The sequence below is a fragment of the Streptomyces violaceorubidus genome (genome assembly GCF_000717995.1).
In the GTDB taxonomy this organism is placed as follows: Bacteria; Actinomycetota; Actinomycetes; order Streptomycetales; family Streptomycetaceae; genus Streptomyces; species Streptomyces violaceorubidus.
Window position 1 is genome coordinate 149,083 of sequence record NZ_JODM01000006.1, and the last position, 17,773, is coordinate 166,855.

19 protein-coding genes are annotated in these 17,773 nt (G+C 72.3%); 10 read left to right on the forward strand and 9 right to left on the reverse strand.

Annotation, left to right across the window (positions count from 1 at the left end):
* Positions 1 to 71: 71 nt before the first annotated feature.
* Positions 72 to 893, forward strand: a complete 822-nt coding sequence (gene mltG, locus IE94_RS0111400; RefSeq protein WP_209441058.1) for an endolytic transglycosylase MltG — start codon at positions 72 to 74, stop codon at positions 891 to 893.
* Positions 894 to 905: 12 nt separating this feature from the next.
* Here mltG and IE94_RS0111405 read toward each other — a convergent pair whose 3' ends face one another.
* Positions 906 to 1,985, reverse strand: a complete 1,080-nt coding sequence (locus IE94_RS0111405) for an NAD(P)-binding domain-containing protein (RefSeq protein WP_030181953.1) — start codon at positions 1,983 to 1,985, stop codon at positions 906 to 908.
* Positions 1,986 to 2,040: 55 nt separating this feature from the next.
* Here IE94_RS0111405 and IE94_RS0111410 point away from each other — a divergent pair, with 55 nt between their 5' ends.
* Entirely contained in the window at positions 2,041 to 2,463 is a 423-nt protein-coding gene (locus IE94_RS0111410; RefSeq protein WP_030181955.1) for a YjbQ family protein, read from the forward strand.
* A gap of 42 nt (positions 2,464 to 2,505) precedes the next feature.
* Here IE94_RS0111410 and IE94_RS0111415 read toward each other — a convergent pair whose 3' ends face one another.
* The gene (locus IE94_RS0111415; protein WP_030181958.1) at positions 2,506 to 2,829 is read right to left on the reverse strand and encodes a putative quinol monooxygenase; all 324 of its coding nucleotides are present in this window, start codon (positions 2,827 to 2,829) and stop codon (positions 2,506 to 2,508) included.
* Positions 2,830 to 2,958: 129 nt separating this feature from the next.
* Positions 2,959 to 3,357, reverse strand: a complete 399-nt coding sequence (locus IE94_RS0111420) for a tautomerase family protein (protein ID WP_030181960.1) — start codon at positions 3,355 to 3,357, stop codon at positions 2,959 to 2,961.
* Between the two features lie 93 nt (positions 3,358 to 3,450).
* Here IE94_RS0111420 and IE94_RS0111425 point away from each other — a divergent pair, with 93 nt between their 5' ends.
* Complete coding sequence (locus IE94_RS0111425) at positions 3,451 to 3,948, forward strand: MarR family winged helix-turn-helix transcriptional regulator (protein ID WP_051777423.1); 498 nt, start codon at positions 3,451 to 3,453, stop codon at positions 3,946 to 3,948.
* Positions 3,949 to 3,988: 40 nt separating this feature from the next.
* Here IE94_RS0111425 and IE94_RS35400 read toward each other — a convergent pair whose 3' ends face one another.
* Entirely contained in the window at positions 3,989 to 4,678 is a 690-nt protein-coding gene (locus tag IE94_RS35400; protein ID WP_342450753.1) for an NADPH-dependent FMN reductase, read from the reverse strand.
* 3 nt (positions 4,679 to 4,681) lie between these two features.
* A complete protein-coding gene (locus tag IE94_RS0111435) occupies positions 4,682 to 5,137 on the reverse strand; it encodes a nuclear transport factor 2 family protein (RefSeq protein ID WP_030181966.1) in 456 nt (151 codons plus the stop codon).
* Between the two features lie 163 nt (positions 5,138 to 5,300).
* On the opposite strand from IE94_RS0111435, the gene sigJ reads away from it, so the two are divergent.
* Positions 5,301 to 6,218 carry an RNA polymerase sigma factor SigJ gene (gene sigJ, locus IE94_RS0111440; protein WP_030181968.1) on the forward strand — a complete coding sequence of 306 codons (918 nt, stop codon included), beginning with the start codon at positions 5,301 to 5,303 and terminating at the stop codon, positions 6,216 to 6,218.
* A 164-nt stretch (positions 6,219 to 6,382) separates the two neighbouring features.
* Here the strand turns inward: sigJ and IE94_RS0111445 are convergent, their stop codons facing one another.
* The 3 genes from IE94_RS0111445 to IE94_RS0111455 are packed head-to-tail and all read right to left on the reverse strand — an operon-like array spanning position 6,383 to position 9,412.
* A complete protein-coding gene (locus tag IE94_RS0111445) occupies positions 6,383 to 7,882 on the reverse strand; it encodes a tripartite tricarboxylate transporter permease (RefSeq protein WP_030181970.1) in 1,500 nt (499 codons plus the stop codon).
* Position 7,883: 1 nt separating this feature from the next.
* Complete coding sequence (locus IE94_RS0111450) at positions 7,884 to 8,429, reverse strand: tripartite tricarboxylate transporter TctB family protein (protein WP_030181973.1); 546 nt, start codon at positions 8,427 to 8,429, stop codon at positions 7,884 to 7,886.
* Positions 8,426 to 9,412, reverse strand: coding sequence for a Bug family tripartite tricarboxylate transporter substrate binding protein (locus IE94_RS0111455; protein WP_030181975.1), 987 nt, complete (start codon positions 9,410 to 9,412; stop codon positions 8,426 to 8,428). The genes IE94_RS0111450 and IE94_RS0111455 overlap by 4 nt, the downstream gene beginning before the upstream one ends.
* Positions 9,413 to 9,739: 327 nt before the next feature.
* On the opposite strand from IE94_RS0111455, the gene IE94_RS0111460 reads away from it, so the two are divergent.
* Both IE94_RS0111460 and IE94_RS0111465 read left to right on the forward strand, forming a co-directional pair.
* Positions 9,740 to 11,386 carry a sensor histidine kinase gene (locus IE94_RS0111460; RefSeq protein WP_030181977.1) on the forward strand — a complete coding sequence of 549 codons (1,647 nt, stop codon included), beginning with the start codon at positions 9,740 to 9,742 and terminating at the stop codon, positions 11,384 to 11,386.
* Entirely contained in the window at positions 11,383 to 12,177 is a 795-nt protein-coding gene (locus tag IE94_RS0111465) for a response regulator (RefSeq protein ID WP_030181981.1), read from the forward strand. Before IE94_RS0111460 ends, IE94_RS0111465 begins: the two co-directional genes overlap by 4 nt.
* Here the strand turns inward: IE94_RS0111465 and xdhR are convergent.
* The gene (gene xdhR, locus IE94_RS0111470) at positions 12,140 to 12,730 is read right to left on the reverse strand and encodes a purine salvage operon transcriptional regulator XdhR (RefSeq protein WP_030181984.1); all 591 of its coding nucleotides are present in this window, start codon (positions 12,728 to 12,730) and stop codon (positions 12,140 to 12,142) included. The genes IE94_RS0111465 and xdhR overlap by 38 nt on opposite strands.
* 186 nt (positions 12,731 to 12,916) lie before the next feature.
* Here xdhR and IE94_RS0111475 point away from each other — a divergent pair, with 186 nt between their 5' ends.
* From IE94_RS0111475 to IE94_RS0111490, 4 genes are read left to right on the forward strand one after another with little or no spacing between them, the layout of a single operon-like run.
* Positions 12,917 to 13,519, forward strand: coding sequence for a 2Fe-2S iron-sulfur cluster-binding protein (locus IE94_RS0111475; RefSeq protein ID WP_030181986.1), 603 nt, complete (start codon positions 12,917 to 12,919; stop codon positions 13,517 to 13,519).
* Positions 13,516 to 14,508 (forward strand): FAD binding domain-containing protein, encoded by a 993-nt coding sequence (locus IE94_RS0111480; RefSeq protein ID WP_030181989.1) that lies wholly within the window; start codon positions 13,516 to 13,518, stop codon positions 14,506 to 14,508. Before IE94_RS0111475 ends, IE94_RS0111480 begins: the two co-directional genes overlap by 4 nt.
* Positions 14,505 to 16,655 (forward strand): xanthine dehydrogenase family protein molybdopterin-binding subunit, encoded by a 2,151-nt coding sequence (locus IE94_RS0111485; RefSeq protein WP_030181991.1) that lies wholly within the window; start codon positions 14,505 to 14,507, stop codon positions 16,653 to 16,655. Before IE94_RS0111480 ends, IE94_RS0111485 begins: the two co-directional genes overlap by 4 nt.
* Positions 16,648 to 17,763: an XdhC family protein gene (locus IE94_RS0111490; protein ID WP_030181993.1), complete on the forward strand. Its 1,116-nt coding sequence runs from the start codon at positions 16,648 to 16,650 to the stop codon at positions 17,761 to 17,763. Before IE94_RS0111485 ends, IE94_RS0111490 begins: the two co-directional genes overlap by 8 nt.
* The last annotated feature ends 10 nt before the right edge of the window (positions 17,764 to 17,773 follow it).

Here is a 17,773-nt window from a genome sequence, read left to right on the forward strand (position 1 = left end):
GGGGGAGCCTCAGTGGCTCCACCGGCCTCAGAGGTCCCAGAAGCCCGAGAGGCCCCAGAAGAACGATCCGGCTGACGCGCCGGGGCCGTATCGCCCTGATCGCGGTCGGCGCCGTCGTCGCCGGCACCGCGGTGGCGGTGCCGTTGCTGACGACGGACGAGGAGGGCGAGTCCCGCCCCACCTCCCTGGTGATCCCGGAGGGCCGGCGCGCGACCCAGGTCTACGGGGCCGTCGACAAGGCCCTCGCCCTGCCCGCGGGCACCACCAAGAAGTCCCTGGCCAAGGCCAACCTCAAGCTGCCCAACGACGCCGAGGGCAACCCCGAGGGCTATCTCTTCCCCGCGACCTACCCGCTGGGCGAGAACCCGACCCCGGAGAAGCTGCTGACCGCCATGGTCGACACGGCGAACAAGAAGTTCACCGGCGCGCCGGTCGCCGCGGGCGCCCAGCGCAACGCGCTGAACGTCTACCAGGCGGTCACCATCGCCAGCATCGTGCAGGCGGAGGCCGCCACCGCGGAGGACATGGGCAAGGTCGCCCGGGTGATCTTCAACCGGCTGGAACGCGGCATGCCGTTGCAGATGGACTCCACCATCAACTACGCCCTGGGCCGTTCCACCCTGAGGACCACCGACCGGGACACGAAGATCGACAGTCCTTACAACTCGTACCAGCGCATGGGGCTGCCGCCCACCCCCATCGCCAATCCGGGCGACGAGGCGATGAGCGCCGCGATCAACCCGACCCCCGGTGACTGGCTCTACTTCGTCACGGTCAAGCCGGGCGACACGCGCTTCACCGCCGACTACGCCGAACACCGGCGCAACGTCGACGAGTTCAACCGCCTCCAGCAGAGCGCCTCGAAGCAGGCCGAGACCGAGGCCGCCAAGTGACCGGTCGGGGCGTCACGCGGCGACCGGGTCCCCCTCGGCCAGCAGCCGCCTGATGTCCCGCACGGCCGCGCGCCCCGCCCGGTTGGCGCCGATGGTGCTGGCGGAGGGGCCGTAGCCGACGAGGTGGATCCGCGGGTCGGCGACCGCGCGCGTCCCCTCGACCCGGATACCGCCACCCTGCTCGCGCAGCCGCAGCGGCCTGAGATGGTCGACGGCGGCCCGGAATCCGGTCGCCCACAGGATGACGTCCGCGGCCACCCGCCGTCCGCCGTTCCACTCCACCCCCTCGGGCGTGATCCGGTCGAACATGGGCTGCCGGTCCAGCACCCCGGACTCCAGTCCGGCCCGGACCGCGTCGTTCAGCGGCAGCCCGGTCACCGACACGACGCTCTTCGGCGGCAGCCCCTGCCGCACCCGCTCCTCCACGAGCGCCACCGCCGCCCGGCCTGCGTCCTCGTCGAAGGGCCCCTCGCGGAAGACGGGGGGCCTCCTGGTCACCCAGGTGGTGGCCGCCGCGTACGGGCCGATCTCCAGCAGGTGCTGCGTCCCCGAGGCGCCACCGCCCACCACGATCACCCGCCGGCCGGCGAACTCCTCGGGTCCGGCGTACTGCGCGGTGTGCAACTGCCGTCCCCGGAAGGTCTGCTGCCCCGGATAGCGCGGCCAGAAGGGCCGGTCCCAGGTGCCGGTCGCGTTGATCAGCGCACGCGTCGACCAGGAACCGGCCGACGTCTCGACGAGCAGCCGCCCGCCCGTCCCCTCGCGCACGGCCCGCACGTCGACCGGCCGCAGCACCCGCAGGTCGAAGGTCCGCTCGTAGTCCGCGAAGTACCCGCTCACCACCTCGGCGGACGGCCGCGCCGGATCCGCGCCGGTCAGCTCCATCCCGGGCAGGGCGTGCATCCCGTGCACCTTGCCGTACGTCAGAGACGGCCAGCGGAACTGCCAGGCGCCGCCGGGCCCGGGGGAGTGGTCGAGCACCACGAAGTCGCGCTCGGGCTCGAACCCCGTGCGCCGCAGGTGATAGGCGGCGGCGAGCCCGGCCTGACCGGCACCGATGACGACGACCTCGACCTCGCGCGTGTTGTTCACGTTTCTACCAACGGCGTGGCAGGCCCCGATCTTCCCCCGGTGACAGGATGGGGTCATGCCAGATGCCTTCACCACCCGAGTCCTCAGCCTCGCCACCGGTTCGGCGGAGCGGGTCGCCGACATCACCGGCGACTGCGAGTCCTTCCTGCGCGAGGCGGCGTCCGGCCGCGACGGGCTCCTCAACGTCTTCGTCCCGCACGCCACCGCGGGGATTGCGATCATCGAGACCGGTGCCGGCAGCGACGACGACCTGCTGTCCGCCCTGCACACCCTGCTCCCCGCCGACGACCGCTGGCAGCACCGCCACGGCAGCCCCGGGCACGGCCGCGACCACGTCCTGCCCGCCTTCGTCCCGCCGCACGCGACGCTGCCGGTGATCGGCGGTCGCCTGGAGCTCGGGACCTGGCAGTCGGTGTGCCTGGTGGACACCAACAGGGACAACCCCGACCGTCAGGTGCGGTTGTCGTTCCTCGGGTAGGGCCGTTTCTGCCGGTACGGCGGAGGGATGACGTCCGGTGCCCTACTCCACCGCCATCTCGCCCAACTCCGACCAGCCGTCCTGGTCGACCGTCGTGTTCACGATGCGCGGTGTGCGGGCCAGGTGGCGCGGAAGCTTCTCCTGTGCCGCGCGGAAGTGCGCGGACTGGACGTGGGCGGCCCCGGCCTCCTCGTCGCGGAACGCCTCGACCAGCACGTACTCCGTGGCGTCGTCGACGCTGCGCGACCAGTCGAACCAGAGGCAGCCGGGTTCCGCCCGGGTGGCCCGGGTGAACTCGCCGGCGATCTCGGGCCACTGGTCCGCGTGCTCGGGGAGTACCTGGAACTTCGCCGTAATGAAGATCATCGGATTCGCTTTCTGTCGAGCGGGTGCGGTGTGTCGCCGTGTGCAGCTGTACCCGCTGCGGAGGCTGCCGGATACCTCGCGGTCCGGGCCGCAGGCGGGCCGCAACAGGCAGGGACGCACGGTTCGTGCTCAGGCGGCCGGGGGCGGATCGACTTCCCCGCCGACGCCGGAGCGTCCGGCGGGGACGCCGACGATGTACACACTCACATGCCGTCGGACGGATTCGCCGAAGACCTCGGCCACGGCGTCGGTGACGGACCTGATCAGCTGCCTGGGCGCGTCGTCCGTCCCCGGCAGGTGCAACGCGGCTTCGCGCAGGTTGAGCGAGACGATCGGTGCGTTCACCGCGGCGGGTTCACCGCCGATTCCCCAGCGGTGGCGCGGGATGCCGAACAGCTCGACGACCGCCATGGCGCGCGCTTGCTCTCCGTACACCCTGACTAGCGCATCGGTCAGGGCGAGGACCAGCTTCCGCTCGACCTTCCCGTCGAGCTCCTCTTCGTGGATCCGTACCTCGAAGTGTGGCACCACGGCTCCGTTCGGACGCGTCGTTACGATGAAGGCAGTTTTGCTTTGCAAGCCAAGTATCTTTGTAGTCAAAGCTAAATGGACGGATGGTCGATGTCAAACGAGAGCCGGGGCCGCCGCAGGGCGAACCCGAACGGTCCCGGGCCGGGGGTCGACGAGTCGATCAGGGCGTTGCTGCTGCTCATGCCTCGCATGGTGGGGCGTGCGAAGCGCATCCGGGTGCCTGAGGAGCTCCAGTCGCTCGCGCTCGCGCCGCGGCACCTGTCGCTGCTGTCCTACCTGCTGTTCGACGGGCCGATGACCGTGAACGACCTCGCGGCCCGTCTGGAGGTCGCCCCGACCACCGTCAGCCTCATGGTCGGGGAGCTGAGCCGGAAGGGCGTCCTGGAGCGGCGCGAGGACGAATCGGACCGGCGCCGGCGCATCGTCAGCATCACCGACGGCAAACGACCGGCCATCGACGACTGGCTGGCACGCGGAGCGCATGCCTGGCGCCAGGCGCTGAACCCCCTGACCCCCGAACAGCGGCAGATGTTCGTGCGGACCCTACGGGCCTACGAGGCGGCCATGGCCGACGGCGAGGACGACTGATGAGGCACCCCGGGCCAATGCGGTGACACTGGAGCCTCGTTCAGACGGCGGCCCGGGACGCGTCGCGCAGCGGTGCGAGCGCGGTGCTCCAGGCGACGATCTGGTCCAGCAACGTGTCCAGGGCGGTGGCACTGTGGGCGGCCGGCTTGAGGGTGGTGTAGTGCTCGAACTCGGTCGTCAGCGACAGCGTGACCTGCTGGCTCATGGCGGCCGTGTGCAGCGCGCCGCAGATCAGCCGCAGCTGTTCGGCCGCCCGGGCGCCACCTGCGACGCCGTAGGAGACGAACCCGGCCGCCTTGTTCTGCCATTCCGCGTAGAGGTGGTCGAGGGCGTTCTTGAGCACGCCGGAGGTGGAGCGGTTGTACTCGGCGGTGACCATGACGAATCCGTCGAACGAAGCGATCCTGGTCGCCCAGGCCCGTGTGTGCGCATGCTGATAGTGGCCGTGCATGGCCCCCAGTGGCTCGTCCAGGTGGGGGAGCGGGTGGTCGCGCAGGTCGATCAGCTCGAACTCGGCGTCGGTGCGACGCGATACGGTGTCATGGACCCAGCCGGCGACCTGTTGCCGCTGCGGTGGGGGCGGGTGCTGCCGAGGATGATGCCGATCCTGGTCAGGTCCGGTTCTCCTGGTCGTTTGTGGTGGGGTTGTTCCGTCCGTAGTGCGACGGTTCCGTTTGTGGTGTGGCTGTTCCGCTTGTGGGGCGTCCAGTCCGCTTCGCTGCGACGGGATCCGTCAGCGGGCGTCCGCGCCGCGCGCGGGCACGGAGCCGGTCAGGGGGCTTTCGTCGAGGTACCGGATCTCGTAGACGCGCTCGGCGAACCTCCAGCCGTCCGGGGTGCGCCGGTACCGGTCGTGGTAGATGGCGTAGTTCACCCCGGACCGTCCGTCGCGGCCTCGCCCGACCTCGGACATGTACGCACGGCCGGACGCGGTGTCGCCGTCGAGAAGGATCAGGCCCGGATGGGTGTTCTGGACCAGGAAGTCCACGAAATCCGGCACTTTCCAGCCCCAGGCACGGATCTGCTCCTGGCCGGACATCTCGGCGGGGATGTCCGGCATCCGCCACACGCCGTCCGGGGTGAACAGCGACGCGACCCGGTCGTAGTCACGCATCATCACCGCGTCGGTGAACTCCCCGCGCAGCGCCTCGATCTCGACCCGGTCCGCGATCGCCTGAAAGTCGCTCATCGTTTCCTCCCTGTCCCCTCCACCGGGCATGCCGTGCCGGTGTCAGCAGTACGACGGCGCAGCTCCCCGGAATGTGCGGCCGGACGCCGACCTCACATTCCGATGCGCTGTCTCGTCGGTCCGGTGAGAGCAGATCCGACCGACACAGGGCAAGGGGAGCACCGTGACCACCGGAGACGATCAGAGCCTGAGCGCGATCACGAGCGAGCGGCGGCAGCTGATCAACATGGCCTACCGGCTGCTGGGGTCCCTGGCCGAGGCAGAGGACGCCGTGCAGGAGACCTACGCCCGCTGGTACGCCATGTCCCGAGAACAGCAGGACGCCATCGAGTCCCCCGGCGCCTGGCTGACGAAGGTCGCCGGCCGCGTCTGCCTGGACCTGCTCGGATCCGCACGGGCACGGCGCGAGCGCTACGTAGGCGAATGGATCCCCGAGCCGCTGCCCGGACCCGCCCCGGGGACCGTCGGGCCGACGGGCGGCGCCACGGCCGACCCGGCGGACCGGGTGACCCTCGACGAGTCGGTCAACATGGCCTTTCTCGTCGTGCTCGAATCCATGACCCCGGCCGAACGCGTCGCGTTCATCCTGCACGACGTCTTCCGCTACTCCTTCGCCGAAGTCGCCGAGATCGTCGGCCGCACCCCCGCGGCCTGCCGTCAGCTGGCCTCCTCCGCACGCCGCCGCGTCCGTGCCTCCCCGCCGCCCGCGACCCCGGCGGCCCACCAGGCCGGCATCGTCCGGGACTTCAAACAGGCGTGGCGGGCCAGGGACATCAGTGCCCTCGTCGGCCTCCTCGACCCCGACGCCACAGTGATCGCCGACGGCGGTGGTCTCACCCGAGCCTCACTCCGGCCCATCGACGGCGGCGAGCGGATCGCCCACTACCTGACCGACCTCTCCGCCAGGGCATCCGACACCCTGGCCGTCGTGGAGCGCACGGTCAACGGCCGACCCGGCCTGGTCGCCCAGCAGGACGGCCGCACCGTGGCGGTGTACGCGTTCGACGTCGTGGGCGACCGGATCACCCGCATCTGGGCAGTCCTCAACCCCGAGAAGCTCCGCTCCTGGACCGCGTGCTGACGCCCGCCTCCCGTGATCCCACGGCGCGCGCCCCCCCCCGTACCGCGCGCCGCCCCGTACCACCAGACGGCCAGTACCGCGAGACGGCCCGGTACGGGATCGACGTACCGGGCCGCACGCACCGCTCCTGAGTACGCGGACGTCCAGCGGGGCCGGGCCCGGGATCAGGCGTCCGCCCGGGTCCGGCCCCGGATCACCAGCCGCTTCACCAGCGGCCAGACCAGCAGGAGCACGATCACCGCGTACACCGTCACCGCGAACGGCGTGTTGACCAGCCCCGTCACGCCGCCGTCGCTGATCTGCAGGGCGCGGCGCAGCTGCTGCTCGGCGTTCGGGCCGAGGATGACGCCGATCACCGCGGGCAGGACGGGGAGCCCGTAGCGCCGCATACCGAACCCGATCAGACCGATGACCAGCAGGATCACCAGGTCGACCACCTCACCGCCGACGGCGTACGCGCCGACCGCCGCGAAGGACATGATCCCCGCGTAGAGGTACGGCCGCGGGATCCGCAGCAGCTTCGCCCACACCGGCGCCAGCGGCAGGTTCAGCGCGAGCAGCAGCACCATGCCGACGAACAGCGAGGCGATCAGACCCCACACCAGCTCGGGCTCGCGCTCGAACAGCAGCGGTCCGGGCTGGATGCCGTACTGCTGGAAGGCGGCCAGCATGACCGCGGCGACCGCGGTGGTCGGCAGGCCGAGCGTCAGCATGGACACCAGCGTGCCCGCGGCCGAGGCCGACGCCGCCGACTCCGGACCCGCCACGCCCTCGATGGCGCCCTTGCCCCACTCGTCCTTGTGCTTGGACAGCCGCTTCTCCGCGACGTACGACAGGAAGGTGGGGATCTCCGCGCCGCCCGCCGGGATCGCGCCGAACGGAAAGCCGATGAACGGGCCGCGCAGCCAGGACTTCCAGGTGCGCCTCACGTCGTCGCGGCCGAGCCAGGGACGTCCCACCGGGATCGGTTCGGCCGCCCCGCGCCGCAGGTGGGCCGCCACCCACAGCGCCTCGCCGATCGCGAACAGACCGACCGCGACGATCACCACGTCGACGCCGTCGGCGAGTTGCAGCGAGCCGAAGGTCAGCCGCTGCTGGCCCGTCATCTGGTCCAGGCCCACCAGCCCGATCGTCAGACCGATCAGCAGCGAGGCCAGACCCCTGATCCGCGACGAACCCAGCACCGACGTCACGGCGATGAACGCCAGCACCATGATGGCGAAGTAGTCCGGCGCACCGATGTCCACCGCCAGGTCGGCGACCGTCGGCGCGAGCGCCACCAGCAGGATCGTGCCGATCATGCCGCCCGCGAAGTGACCGATGGCCGCGGCCGCCAGCGCCTGTGCGCCGCGCCCCGCCTTGGCCATGGGGTTGCCCTCCATCGCCGCGACCACGGCGGCGCTCTCACCGGGGGTGTTGAGCAGGATGGAGGTGGTCGAACCGCCGAACATCGCGCCGTAGTAGATGCCCGCGAACATGATGAACGCCGCGACCGGATCCAGCCCGTACGTCACCGGCAGCAGCAGCGCCACCGCCATCGCCGGGCCGATACCGGGCAGCACGCCGATGGCCGTGCCGAGCAGCACACCGAGGGCGGCCCACAGCAGGTTGAGCGGGGTCAGCGCCGTGCCGAACCCGTCCATGAGGGAGTTGAGGGCGTTCATGTCAGAGCACTCCCATCAGCGGACCGCCGGGCAGCGGCACGCCGAGCAGCTGGTCGAAGACGACGTAGGTGATCAGGGACAGCACCGCGGCGATCAGGGGATCGCGGTCCACGCGGCGGCTGCCGAGCGCGAAGGCGGCACCCCAGAAGAGCAGCGCCCCGGCGACGGGGAAGCCGGCCGGTTCGATCAGGGCGGCGGCGCCGAGGAAGATCCCGGACAGCAGCAGCACCGTGCGCCAGTCGGCCGGTTCGGACAGGTCGATGTCCTCGCCGCCCTCGGCCTCGCCCCGGCCGCCGCGCAGGACGTCGACGGCGAGCAGCGCGGCGATCACCAGCAGACCGATGCCGACCACGACCGGCACGGTCTTAGGGCCGACCGGGCCGCGCTGGGTGATGTCGACGTCCATGGTGAGCGCGTCGGTCAGGACGAGCACGCCGAGCGCCAGCAGCAGGACGCACACGCCCAGTTCGGAGTGCTCGCGCAGCCACGAGCGCCGGCCGCCGGCCGCCTTCTCGCTGTCCTCGGGGAGTTCGGTCGGCGTCGTCACAGTCCCAGCTCCTTCAGCACCGACACCACACGCTTGTCCTGCGCCTCAAGGAAGTCGCCGAACTCTTCACCGGTCAGGAACGCGTCGTCCCAGCCGTTCTGGTCCATGGACTTCTTCCACTCGGGCGAGTCGTGCAGTTCCTCGAACAGGCGGATCAGCTTGCCGCGCTGCGCCTCCGACAGACCGGGCGGTGCGACGATGCCGCGCCAGTTGGTGAACTCCACCTCGTAGCCGGACTCCTTGAGGGTCGGCGCCTCCTTGAGGTCGTCCACCCGCTCGGGACCGGTCACCGCGAGGACCCTCAGCTCGCCCGCCTTGATCTGGTCCAGGTACTCGCCGACGCCGGAGACCCCGAAGCCGACCTTGTTGCCGAGGATGGAGGCGAGCAGCTCGCCGCCGCCGTCGAAGGGGATGTAGTTGACCGACTTCGGCTCGATCCCGGCGGCCTGCGCCATCAGCATCGGCGCGAGGTGGTCGGGCCCGCCCGGCGACGAACCACCGCCCACCGGGATCTTCCCCGGGTCGTCCTTCCAGGCGTCGATCAGCTCGTCGATCGTCTTGTAGGGCGAGTCCTTGGCGACCACGACGACGTCCTGCTCCTCGGTGAGCCGCGCGATCGGCGTGGCGTCGGCGAGGGTCTTGGGCGCGTGGTTGGAGCGGGCGGCACCCACGACGCCGAGGCCCATGGACATGGCGAGCTTGCCGTTGCCGTGCTCGCTCACCAGCCGGCTCAGGCCCACGGTGCCGCCCGCGCCGGGCAGGTTGAACACCTCGATGTTGTGCGTGAGCCCGGCGTCCTCGGCGTTCTTCGCGGCCGTGCGGGCGGTGATGTCGTAACCGCCGCCGGGCGTGTTGGGAACCATGAAGCGCAGGCCCGGGATCTGGGTGCCGGAGTCCGAGTCGTCGCCCGCGGAGAGCAACGGCGGTCCGGCCAGTACGAGCACGGCGGCCCCGAGCAGGGCGAGGGGGGTGCGCAGGCGCACGTATGACACCACCTGTCGGTTGGGTAGAGCGGTACGGGGAGCCCTGTGGGGGAGGGTGACGTGGGCCACATGGTGCCCGGGGGTCCGCCGCCTGTCTTCCTTGCGGAACCAAGGGAGGTTGTGTTCATTGCGGTCGCCGGGAGCGACGCGGGAACGGCCTCGGTACATCGCCGACGGATCGCCGGTTCATTGCGAAGCGGGCACATCCCTTTCCTTCGCCGCAGGTGGGCGCCATGATGGCGACCCGGCACCCCGCCGGCCACCCCGCCGGTCACCGCACCCCCGCGTCCCCGCCCCGCCCTTCCGTGAGTCGAGAACGAGTCCGCCGTGGCCCCCACCTTCCGCCGTCAGACCCTCGCGGGCGAGATGCTGGTCCTCCAGCTCGCCATCGTCGTGGTGGTCCTGCTCGCGGTGGCCGCCGTCTCGCTCGCCCAGTCCAAGGCCACCTTCAACCGCGTCGAGGGCCGTCGGGTCACCGCCCTGGCCGAGCAGCTGGCCGCCACGCCGCTGGTCCGCAGCCAGTTGCTGCGCCCGGTGCCGCAGGAGGCCCTCGCCCCGCTGGTCAACTCCACGCAGACCCAGTCCGGGGTCACCTCCGTCACGGTGGCCGACGCCGACGGCCGCGTCGTCAGTTCCACCGACCCCACGCTGATCGGCGCCCGAATGCCGCGCGGTGCGGGCGCCGGTGTCTCGAGCGGCTGGTCGGGGCCGCTGACCGTGCAGGGCAGCCGGGGGCTCGTCGCCCAGGTCCCGGTGCTCGGCGCCACCCGGCAGACCCTCGGCCGCCACCTGGGCACGGTGATGGTCGGCGAGGCCGACCCGACGGCATGGCAGCGCCTCAGCGGTGCCTCCTCGTACCTCCTCGCCTACCTGGGCATCGCCAGCGGCCTCGGCGTGGTCGGCTCCTGGCTGCTGGCCCGGCGCGTCAAACGGCAGACCCTCGGCCTGGAGCCGCGCGAGATAGCGGGGCTGGCCGAGCACCGGGAGGCCATGCTCTACGGCATCGCCGAGGGCGTCGTCGCCCTCGACCCGCAGCACCGGCTCACCCTGGTCAACGAGATGGGCCGGCGCCTGCTCGACCTCCCCGCCGACTGCGTGGGCCAGAGCCTGGACGGCCTCGGCATCGACGGACGGCTGCGCGACGTCCTCGCCGGTGCCACGCCCGACGCTGCCGCACCGCGCGACGAGGTCGTCGTCCGGCACGGCCGGGTCCTGGTCATGAACCGCATGACCGTCATCAAGGACGGCCGTCCGCTCGGCTCGGTCACCACCCTGCGCGACCGCACCGAACTGGCCCGCCTGGAGCGCGAGATAGGGTCCTTCCGCAGCACCTCCGAGCTGCTGCGCGCCCAGGCCCACGAGTTCGCCAACCAGCTGCACACCATCTCAGGGCTCATCCAGATCGGCGAGCAGGACGAGGTGGTGCGCTACGTCCGCGGACTCAACCAGCGCCGCCAGTCCCTGGACGTCACCCTCAGCCGCCGGGTACGGGACACCGCCGTGGCCGCGCTGATCACGGCGAAGTCCTCCCTCGCGGCCGAGCGCAGGGTCGCCCTTCGCGTCTCGGATCGCACGGCGCTGGACCGGCTGGAGCCGGCGGACGCCGCCGACGTGGCGACCGTGGTCGGCAACCTCGTCGACAACGCCGTGGACGCCGCCGCGCCCGTGGACGACGCACACGAGGCCTGGGTGGAGGTCGAGCTGCGCCAGGACGCCGCCAGCGTCGAGATCGTGGTCCGCGACTCCGGGCCCGGCGTGGCGCCCGAACTGGCCCGGGAGGTCTTCTCCCACGGCTTCACCACCAAGGCCGCCCGGCAGGGCGAGCGGGGCATCGGCCTGGCGCTCACCCGGCTGGTCTGCGAACGTCACGGCGGTGAGATCTCGGTGACCAACACCCCCGAGGGGGCGATGTTCACCGCACGCATGACCGTCAGCCACCTCACCGACGCGGTGGCGGAAGGAGCAGCACCATGACGGCTTCGAGCGGTACGTCCGATGCGACCGCGACCGCGACCGCCGCACCCCGCGAGGCGCCCCGTGCCGCCGCCCCGATCGGCGTGCTCGTGGTCGACGACGACTTCATGGTGGCCCGCGTCCACCGCGCGTTCGTCGAACGGGTCGAGCCCTTCCGGGTCGTCGGCGTCGCCGGTACCGGGGAACAGGCGCTGGCCGCCGTCGCGGAACTCCGCCCCGACCTGGTCCTGCTCGACCTGTACCTGCCGGACGTCTTCGGTCTCGACGTCATCCCACGGCTGCGCGCCGCGGGCCACGACTGCGACGTCATGGTCATCAGCGCGGCCCGGGAGGCGGACGCGGTGCGCGGCGCCGTGCGGCACGGCGTGGTCGACTACCTCCTCAAACCCTTCGAGTTCGAGGACCTGCGCATCCGGCTGGAGCGCTACGCCGTCCAGCGGGGCCGGCTGCTCGGCACGGTGGTGCGCAGCCAGGCCGACGTCGACCGCGTTCTGGCCGGGGCAGCGGCGCAGGCCGCACCGGCCCCCGCGCTGCCCAAGGGGATGAGCGTGGAGACCGCGGGACTCGTCGAACGCGTGCTCCGCGAGGCCGAGGGCACCCTGTCCGCCAGCGAGTGCGCGGCGCTGACGGGCTTCTCCCGGGTCAGCGCCCGCCGCTACCTGGAGCACTTCCACACCGTGGGCAGTGCGGAGGTCTCCCTGCGCTACGGGGCGGCGGGCCGCCCCGAGCGCCGCTACCGCTTCCGGGGCGCGGTCACCGGCCCGGCGCTCCGGCCCGCAGGCCGTCCATGACGAGGTCCAGGAACCGGGTGACGCGCGGCTGCCAGTTCTCGCCCGGGTCGATCAGCCACAGCCCGCCCAGGACGAGGAAGAAGTCGTCCCCGGTCAAGCCGGGCCGAATCGTGCCGGCCTCGTGGTTGGCGCGGAGCAGGAGTTCGGCCGCGTCCTCCAGAGGGGTGGGGCGCGGCTTCTCCGGCGCCCCGGGTGCGCTGGTGACCAGCCGGATCGCGTCCGCCAGACCTGCCTTGGTCATGGCGAACTCGGCGAGGCGGTCCATCCACTGGCGCAGGGCCAGGTCGGGTTCCCCGGTGGCCAGCATCTCGGGGGCCGCCTCGGCCACCTGCTGCATCCCGTAGCGGTAGATCTCCAGGACGAGCGCCTCGCGGTTCGGGAAGTTGCGGTAGAAGGTGCCCTGCCCGACCCCCGCCTTCTTGGCGATGGCGCTCAACGGGGCGTTCGCGCAGTGCGTCAGCTCCTCCGTGGCCACTGCCAGGATGCGCTCGCGGTTGCGCTGGGCATCCGAGCGCAGGGGAGTGTCCGGCTTGTCCTTCTTCGGCGGCGGCACTCGTCCTCCTTTCGGGTTCATGGCCGAATCCCGACCTTGCTAAGCGGACAACTGTCCGTTACGTTTCCAGTGAGTGGACAATTGTCCGGTTGTTCGCCCACTCTACCGGCGGACAGCGCCCCCCACCCACGCACCGATCGCCTACAGCCAGTTTTCCCGGTATCCAGACACCAAAGAAGGCTGATCATGGCCCCAGTACCCTCGTCGACGTCCAGCGCCGTCACCCTGAATATCAACGGCGAGAAGCACCAGCTGACCGTCGACCACCGCACCACCCTGCTCGACGCCCTGCGCGAACGCCTGGATCTCACCGGCACCAAGAAGGGCTGCGACCAGGGGCAGTGCGGCGCCTGTACCGTCCTGGTCGACGGACGCCGCGCCGTCTCCTGCCTGAACCTCGCCGTCGCCGCCGAGGGACGTGAGATCACCACCATCGAGGGCATGGCCGAGGGCGACCGACTGCACCCGGTGCAGCAGGCCTTCCTCGACCTCGACGGCTACCAGTGCGGCTACTGCACCCCCGGGCAGATCTGCTCGGCGATCGCCGTCATCGAGGAGCACGCGGCCGGCTGGCCCAGCGCCGCCACCGAGGACGTGCGCCCCGAGGCCGGACCGCCACCCCTGACGCCGGACGAGATCCGCGAACGGATGAGCGGCAACCTGTGCCGCTGCGGCGCCTACGTCTCCATCGTCCAGGCGGTCACCCGCGCCGCCGAGGCCCACGAGGCCGCGGCCCGCGACGACGACCGCGCCGACCGGCACGAGAACACCGAGGAGACGGCCGCATGAGGGAGTTCGGATACCAGCGCGCCGACGACGTCATTGGCGCCGTGGCGCTGCTCGCCGCCGATCCGGACGCGCGCTTCCTCGGCGGCGGCACCAACCTCGTCGACCTGATGAAGACCGGCGTCGAGCGGCCCGCCCGGCTCGTCGACGTCCGTGAACTCCCCCTGGACACCATCGAGGAGACCGCGGACGGCGGCCTGCGCATCGGCGCCACCGTCACCAACAGCGACCTCGCCGCCCATCCGGACGTGCGCCGCCGCTACCCGGCCCTGGCCCAGGCGGTGCTGGCCGGAGCCCCCGGTCAGCTGCGCAACATGGCCACCGTCGGCGGCAACCTCCTCCAGCGCACCCGCTGCGGGTACTTCACCGACCTGAGCACGCCCTGCAACAAGCGGGCCCCCGGCAGCGGATGCTCCGCGATCACGGGCGAGCACCACAACCACGCCGTCCTGGGCGCCTCCGAGCACTGCGTGGCCGTCCACCCCTCCGACATGGGCGTGGCCCTCGCCGCCTTCGACGCCGTCGTCGGCTACGAAACCCTCAACGGTCCGGGCGAGTTGCCGCTGGCCGACTTCTACCTTCCCGTCGGGGACACCCCGCACCGGGAGACCGCCCTGCCGCCCGGAGCGCTGATCACCGGCGTCACCCTGCCGCCCGCCCCGGTCGCCGCCCGCTCCCGCTACCGCAAGGTGCGCGAGCGCGCCTCGTACGCCTTCGCGATCGGCTCGGTCGCCGCCGCGCTCGACGTCGAGGACGGTGTGGTGCGCGAGGCCCGGCTGGCCTTCGGCGCGGTCGCCTCGCGGCCCTGGCGCGCCCGCGCGGCCGAGGCCGTGCTGACCGGAGCCCCGGCCGACGGCGACACCTTCGCCGCCGCCGCGGACGCCGAACTCGCGGCCGCCAGGCCGCTGCCCGACAACGGATACAAGGTGACCCTCATGCGCAACCTCGTGGTGGCCGTCCTGACCGAACTCGCCGAGGAGACGCCCCGATGACCACCGCCACGACCGGCCGCGCGGCGCTCAAAGGCGTCGTCGGCACCCCGCACACCCGCGTCGAAGGCCGCGACAAGGTCACCGGAGCGGCCCGCTACGCGGGCGAGATCCCCTTCGCCGACCTCGCGCACGGCTGGCTGGTGCTGTCCACCGTCGCCCGCGGCCGGATCCGCGCGATCGACACCGAGCCCGTCCTCGCCCTGCCCGGCGTACTGGCCGTCCTGCACCACGGCAACGCCCCGCGCGTCGACACCGACTACATCGGCCTGCTGGGCATGCCGCCGGACCCCACCGCCGCCGTTTTCCAGCAGGACCGGGTGCACCACGTGGGCTGGCCCGTCGCCCTCGTCGTCGCCGAGACGCCCGAGCAGGCCCGGGAGGCGGCCGAGGCCCTCGTCGTCGCCTACGACGAGGAACCGCACGACACCGCCCTCACCACCGGCCACCCCGGCGCCCACCCGGCCGGCGGAGTCATGCCCGGCGAGACGGCCAAGGGCGACCTGGAGGCCGGTCTCGCCGCCTCCGCCGTCGTCGTGGACGAGGAGTACACCACTCCCGAAGAGCACCACAGCATGATGGAGCCGCACGCCGCCACCGCCCGGTGGGACGGCGGCCGGCTGGAGGTCGTCGACTCCAACCAGGGCACCACCTGGATCCAGGGCGAACTGGCCAGCATGTTCTCCCTCGACGCCTCCGCGGTACGGGTGCGCTCCGAGCACATCGGCGGCGGCTTCGGCAGCAAGGGCCTGCGCGCCCACCAGGTCGCCGCCGTGATGGCCGCCACCGAACTGCAGCGGCCGGTGCGCGTGGTCATGACGAGGCGGCAGATGTTCTCGCTGGCCGGCTACCGCAGCCCCACCCTCCAGCGCGTGCGGCTCGGAGCCGACGCCGACGGCCGGCTGCTCGCCCTGGAGCACCGCTCGCTGAACCAGACGTCCACCGTCCACGAGTTCGTCGAGCCCAGCGCGGGCGTGGCCCGGGTGATGTACGACGCCGACGCCCACCACACCGCCAACGAGGTCGCGCCGCTCGACGTGCCGTCACCGACCTTCATGCGCGCGCCGGGCGAGGCACCGGGCTCCTTCGCCATCGAGTCGGCCCTCGACGAGCTCGCCGAGCGCGCCGGCATCGACCCCATCGCACTGCGCCTGCGCAACGAACCCGAGGTCGGCCCGGTATCCGGCCTGCCCTTCAGCAGCCGCAACCTGGACGCCTGCTTCCGCGAAGGGGCCCGGCGGTTCGGCTGGGCCGAGCGCGACCCGCGCCCCGGGCGACGCCGGGAGGGGCGCTGGCTCCTCGGCACGGGCACGGCCGCCGCCTCCTTCCACGCGGGCGCTGGTCCCTCCACGGCCGTCGTCACCGCGCAGGCCGACGGCGGATTCACGGTGCGGATCGCCGCCGCCGACATCGGCACCGGCGCCCGTACGGCGCTCACCCTGGTCGCCGCCGACGCCCTGGAGGTCGCGCCCGACCGGGTCCGGGTCCGGATCGGGGACAGCGACTTCGGCCCCGCGATGATCGCGGGCGGCTCGATGGGCACGCGTTCCTGGGCCTGGGCGATCCGGCTGGCGGCCCGCGAACTGCGCGAGCGGCTGGCCCTCGGCACGACGATCCCGCCCGAGGGCATCACCGTACGGTCCGACACCACCGAGGCCCTGGGCACCCTCGCCCAGAAGGAACGGCACTCCTTCGGCGCCCAGTTCGCCGAGGTCGCCGTGGACACCGCCACCGGCGAGGTGCGGGTGCGCCGCATGCTCGGCATCTTCGCGGCCGGCCGGATCGTCAACCCTCTCACCGCCCGCAACCAGCTCGTCGGCGGCATGGTCTGGGGCATCTCCATGGCCCTGCACGAGGAGGCGGTCCGGGACCGGACGAGCGGCGCCCTCTACGCCCCCGACCTCGCCGGGTACCACGTGGCCACCAACGCCGACGTGGGGGACATCCAGGCCGACTGGGTGGAGGACCCCGACCCGGACGACCCGGTGGGCATCAAGGGCGTCGGCGAGATCGGGATCGTGGGCGCCGCGGCGGCCGTCGCCAACGCCGTCTGGCACGCGACCGGCGTACGCCACCGCAGCCTGCCGATCCGGCCGGACCGGGTGCTGTCGGCGTCAGTACCCGCGGCAGGGGGCGACCCGCATGCTTGACATCGCCGACGAACTGGACCGCTGGCTCGCGCAAGGGCGGGAGTTCGCCGTCGCCAGTGTCGTCTCCGTGGGCGGCAGCGCACCGCGCGGGCCCGGCGCGGCCCTCGCCGTCGACCGCGACGGCACGGTGATCGGCTCGGTCTCCGGCGGCTGTGTGGAGGGCGCGGTGTACGAGCTGTGCGCCGAGGCCCTGGACAGCGGCGAGAGCGTGCGCAGGCGGTTCGGCTACAGCGACGAGGACGCCTTCGCGGTCGGGCTGACCTGCGGCGGGGTGATCGACGTGCTGGTCACCCCGGTCGGCGCGGACGCACCCTCGCGCGAGGTGTTCCGGACGGCGCTCTCGACCGCCGCCCGGGGCGGGACCGTGGCCCTCGCCCGGGTCGTCCGGGGCCCGTTCGAACTCCTCGGCCGGGCGCTGCTGGTCCGTCCCGACGGCACCCACGAGGGCGGTCTCGGCGGACACCCCGGCCTGGACCGCACCGCGGCCGCCGAGGCCGGTGCCCTGCTGGACGCCGGACGCACCGGCACGGTCGCACTCTCGGAGGACGGATCGCACTGCCCCGGCGGCCTCACCCTCCTCGTCGAGTCCAGCGTGCCGCCGCCCCGCATGATCGTCTTCGGCGCGGTCGACTTCGCCGCGGCGCTGGTGCGGGCCGGGAAGTTCCTCGGACATCACGTCACCGTGTGCGACGCCCGGCCGGTCTTCGCCACGCGGGCCCGCTTCCCGGAGGCCGACGAGGTCGTCGTCGACTGGCCCCACCGCTATCTGCGGCAGACCCGGACCGACGAACGCACGGTGCTGTGCGTGCTCACCCACGACGCCAAGTTCGACGTGCCGCTGCTGACCGAGGCGTTGCGCAGGCCGGTCGCGTTCGTCGGAGCCATGGGCTCGCGCCGCACCCACGAGGACCGAGAGCGCCGGCTGCGCGAAGCGGGCCTGACCGAGGACGAACTGTCCGGGCTGCGCTCACCGATCGGCCTCGACCTCGGCGCCCGCACCCCCGAGGAGACGGCCCTGTCCATAGCGGCCGAGATCGTCGCGGCCCGCCGCGGTGGGACGGGCGTACCCCTGACGGGTGGTTCGGCACCGATCCACCGGGAGCGGTGAGGTGACGGGG

Coding starts and splice junctions, on each gene's coding strand:
- IE94_RS0111465 (WP_030181981.1), top strand. CDS start 11,383: ATGACGGCTTCGAGCGGTACGTCCGATGCGACCGCGACCGCGACCGCC.
- IE94_RS0111445 (WP_030181970.1), bottom strand. CDS start 7,882: ATGAACGCCCTCAACTCCCTCATGGACGGGTTCGGCACGGCGCTGACC.
- IE94_RS0111480 (WP_030181989.1), top strand. CDS start 13,516: ATGAGGGAGTTCGGATACCAGCGCGCCGACGACGTCATTGGCGCCGTG.
- IE94_RS0111485 (WP_030181991.1), top strand. CDS start 14,505: ATGACCACCGCCACGACCGGCCGCGCGGCGCTCAAAGGCGTCGTCGGC.
- IE94_RS0111410 (WP_030181955.1), top strand. CDS start 2,041: ATGCCAGATGCCTTCACCACCCGAGTCCTCAGCCTCGCCACCGGTTCG.
- IE94_RS0111425 (WP_051777423.1), top strand. CDS start 3,451: ATGTCAAACGAGAGCCGGGGCCGCCGCAGGGCGAACCCGAACGGTCCC.
- IE94_RS0111435 (WP_030181966.1), bottom strand. CDS start 5,137: ATGAGCGACTTTCAGGCGATCGCGGACCGGGTCGAGATCGAGGCGCTG.
- IE94_RS0111415 (WP_030181958.1), bottom strand. CDS start 2,829: ATGATCTTCATTACGGCGAAGTTCCAGGTACTCCCCGAGCACGCGGAC.
- IE94_RS0111475 (WP_030181986.1), top strand. CDS start 12,917: ATGGCCCCAGTACCCTCGTCGACGTCCAGCGCCGTCACCCTGAATATC.
- IE94_RS0111490 (WP_030181993.1), top strand. CDS start 16,648: ATGCTTGACATCGCCGACGAACTGGACCGCTGGCTCGCGCAAGGGCGG.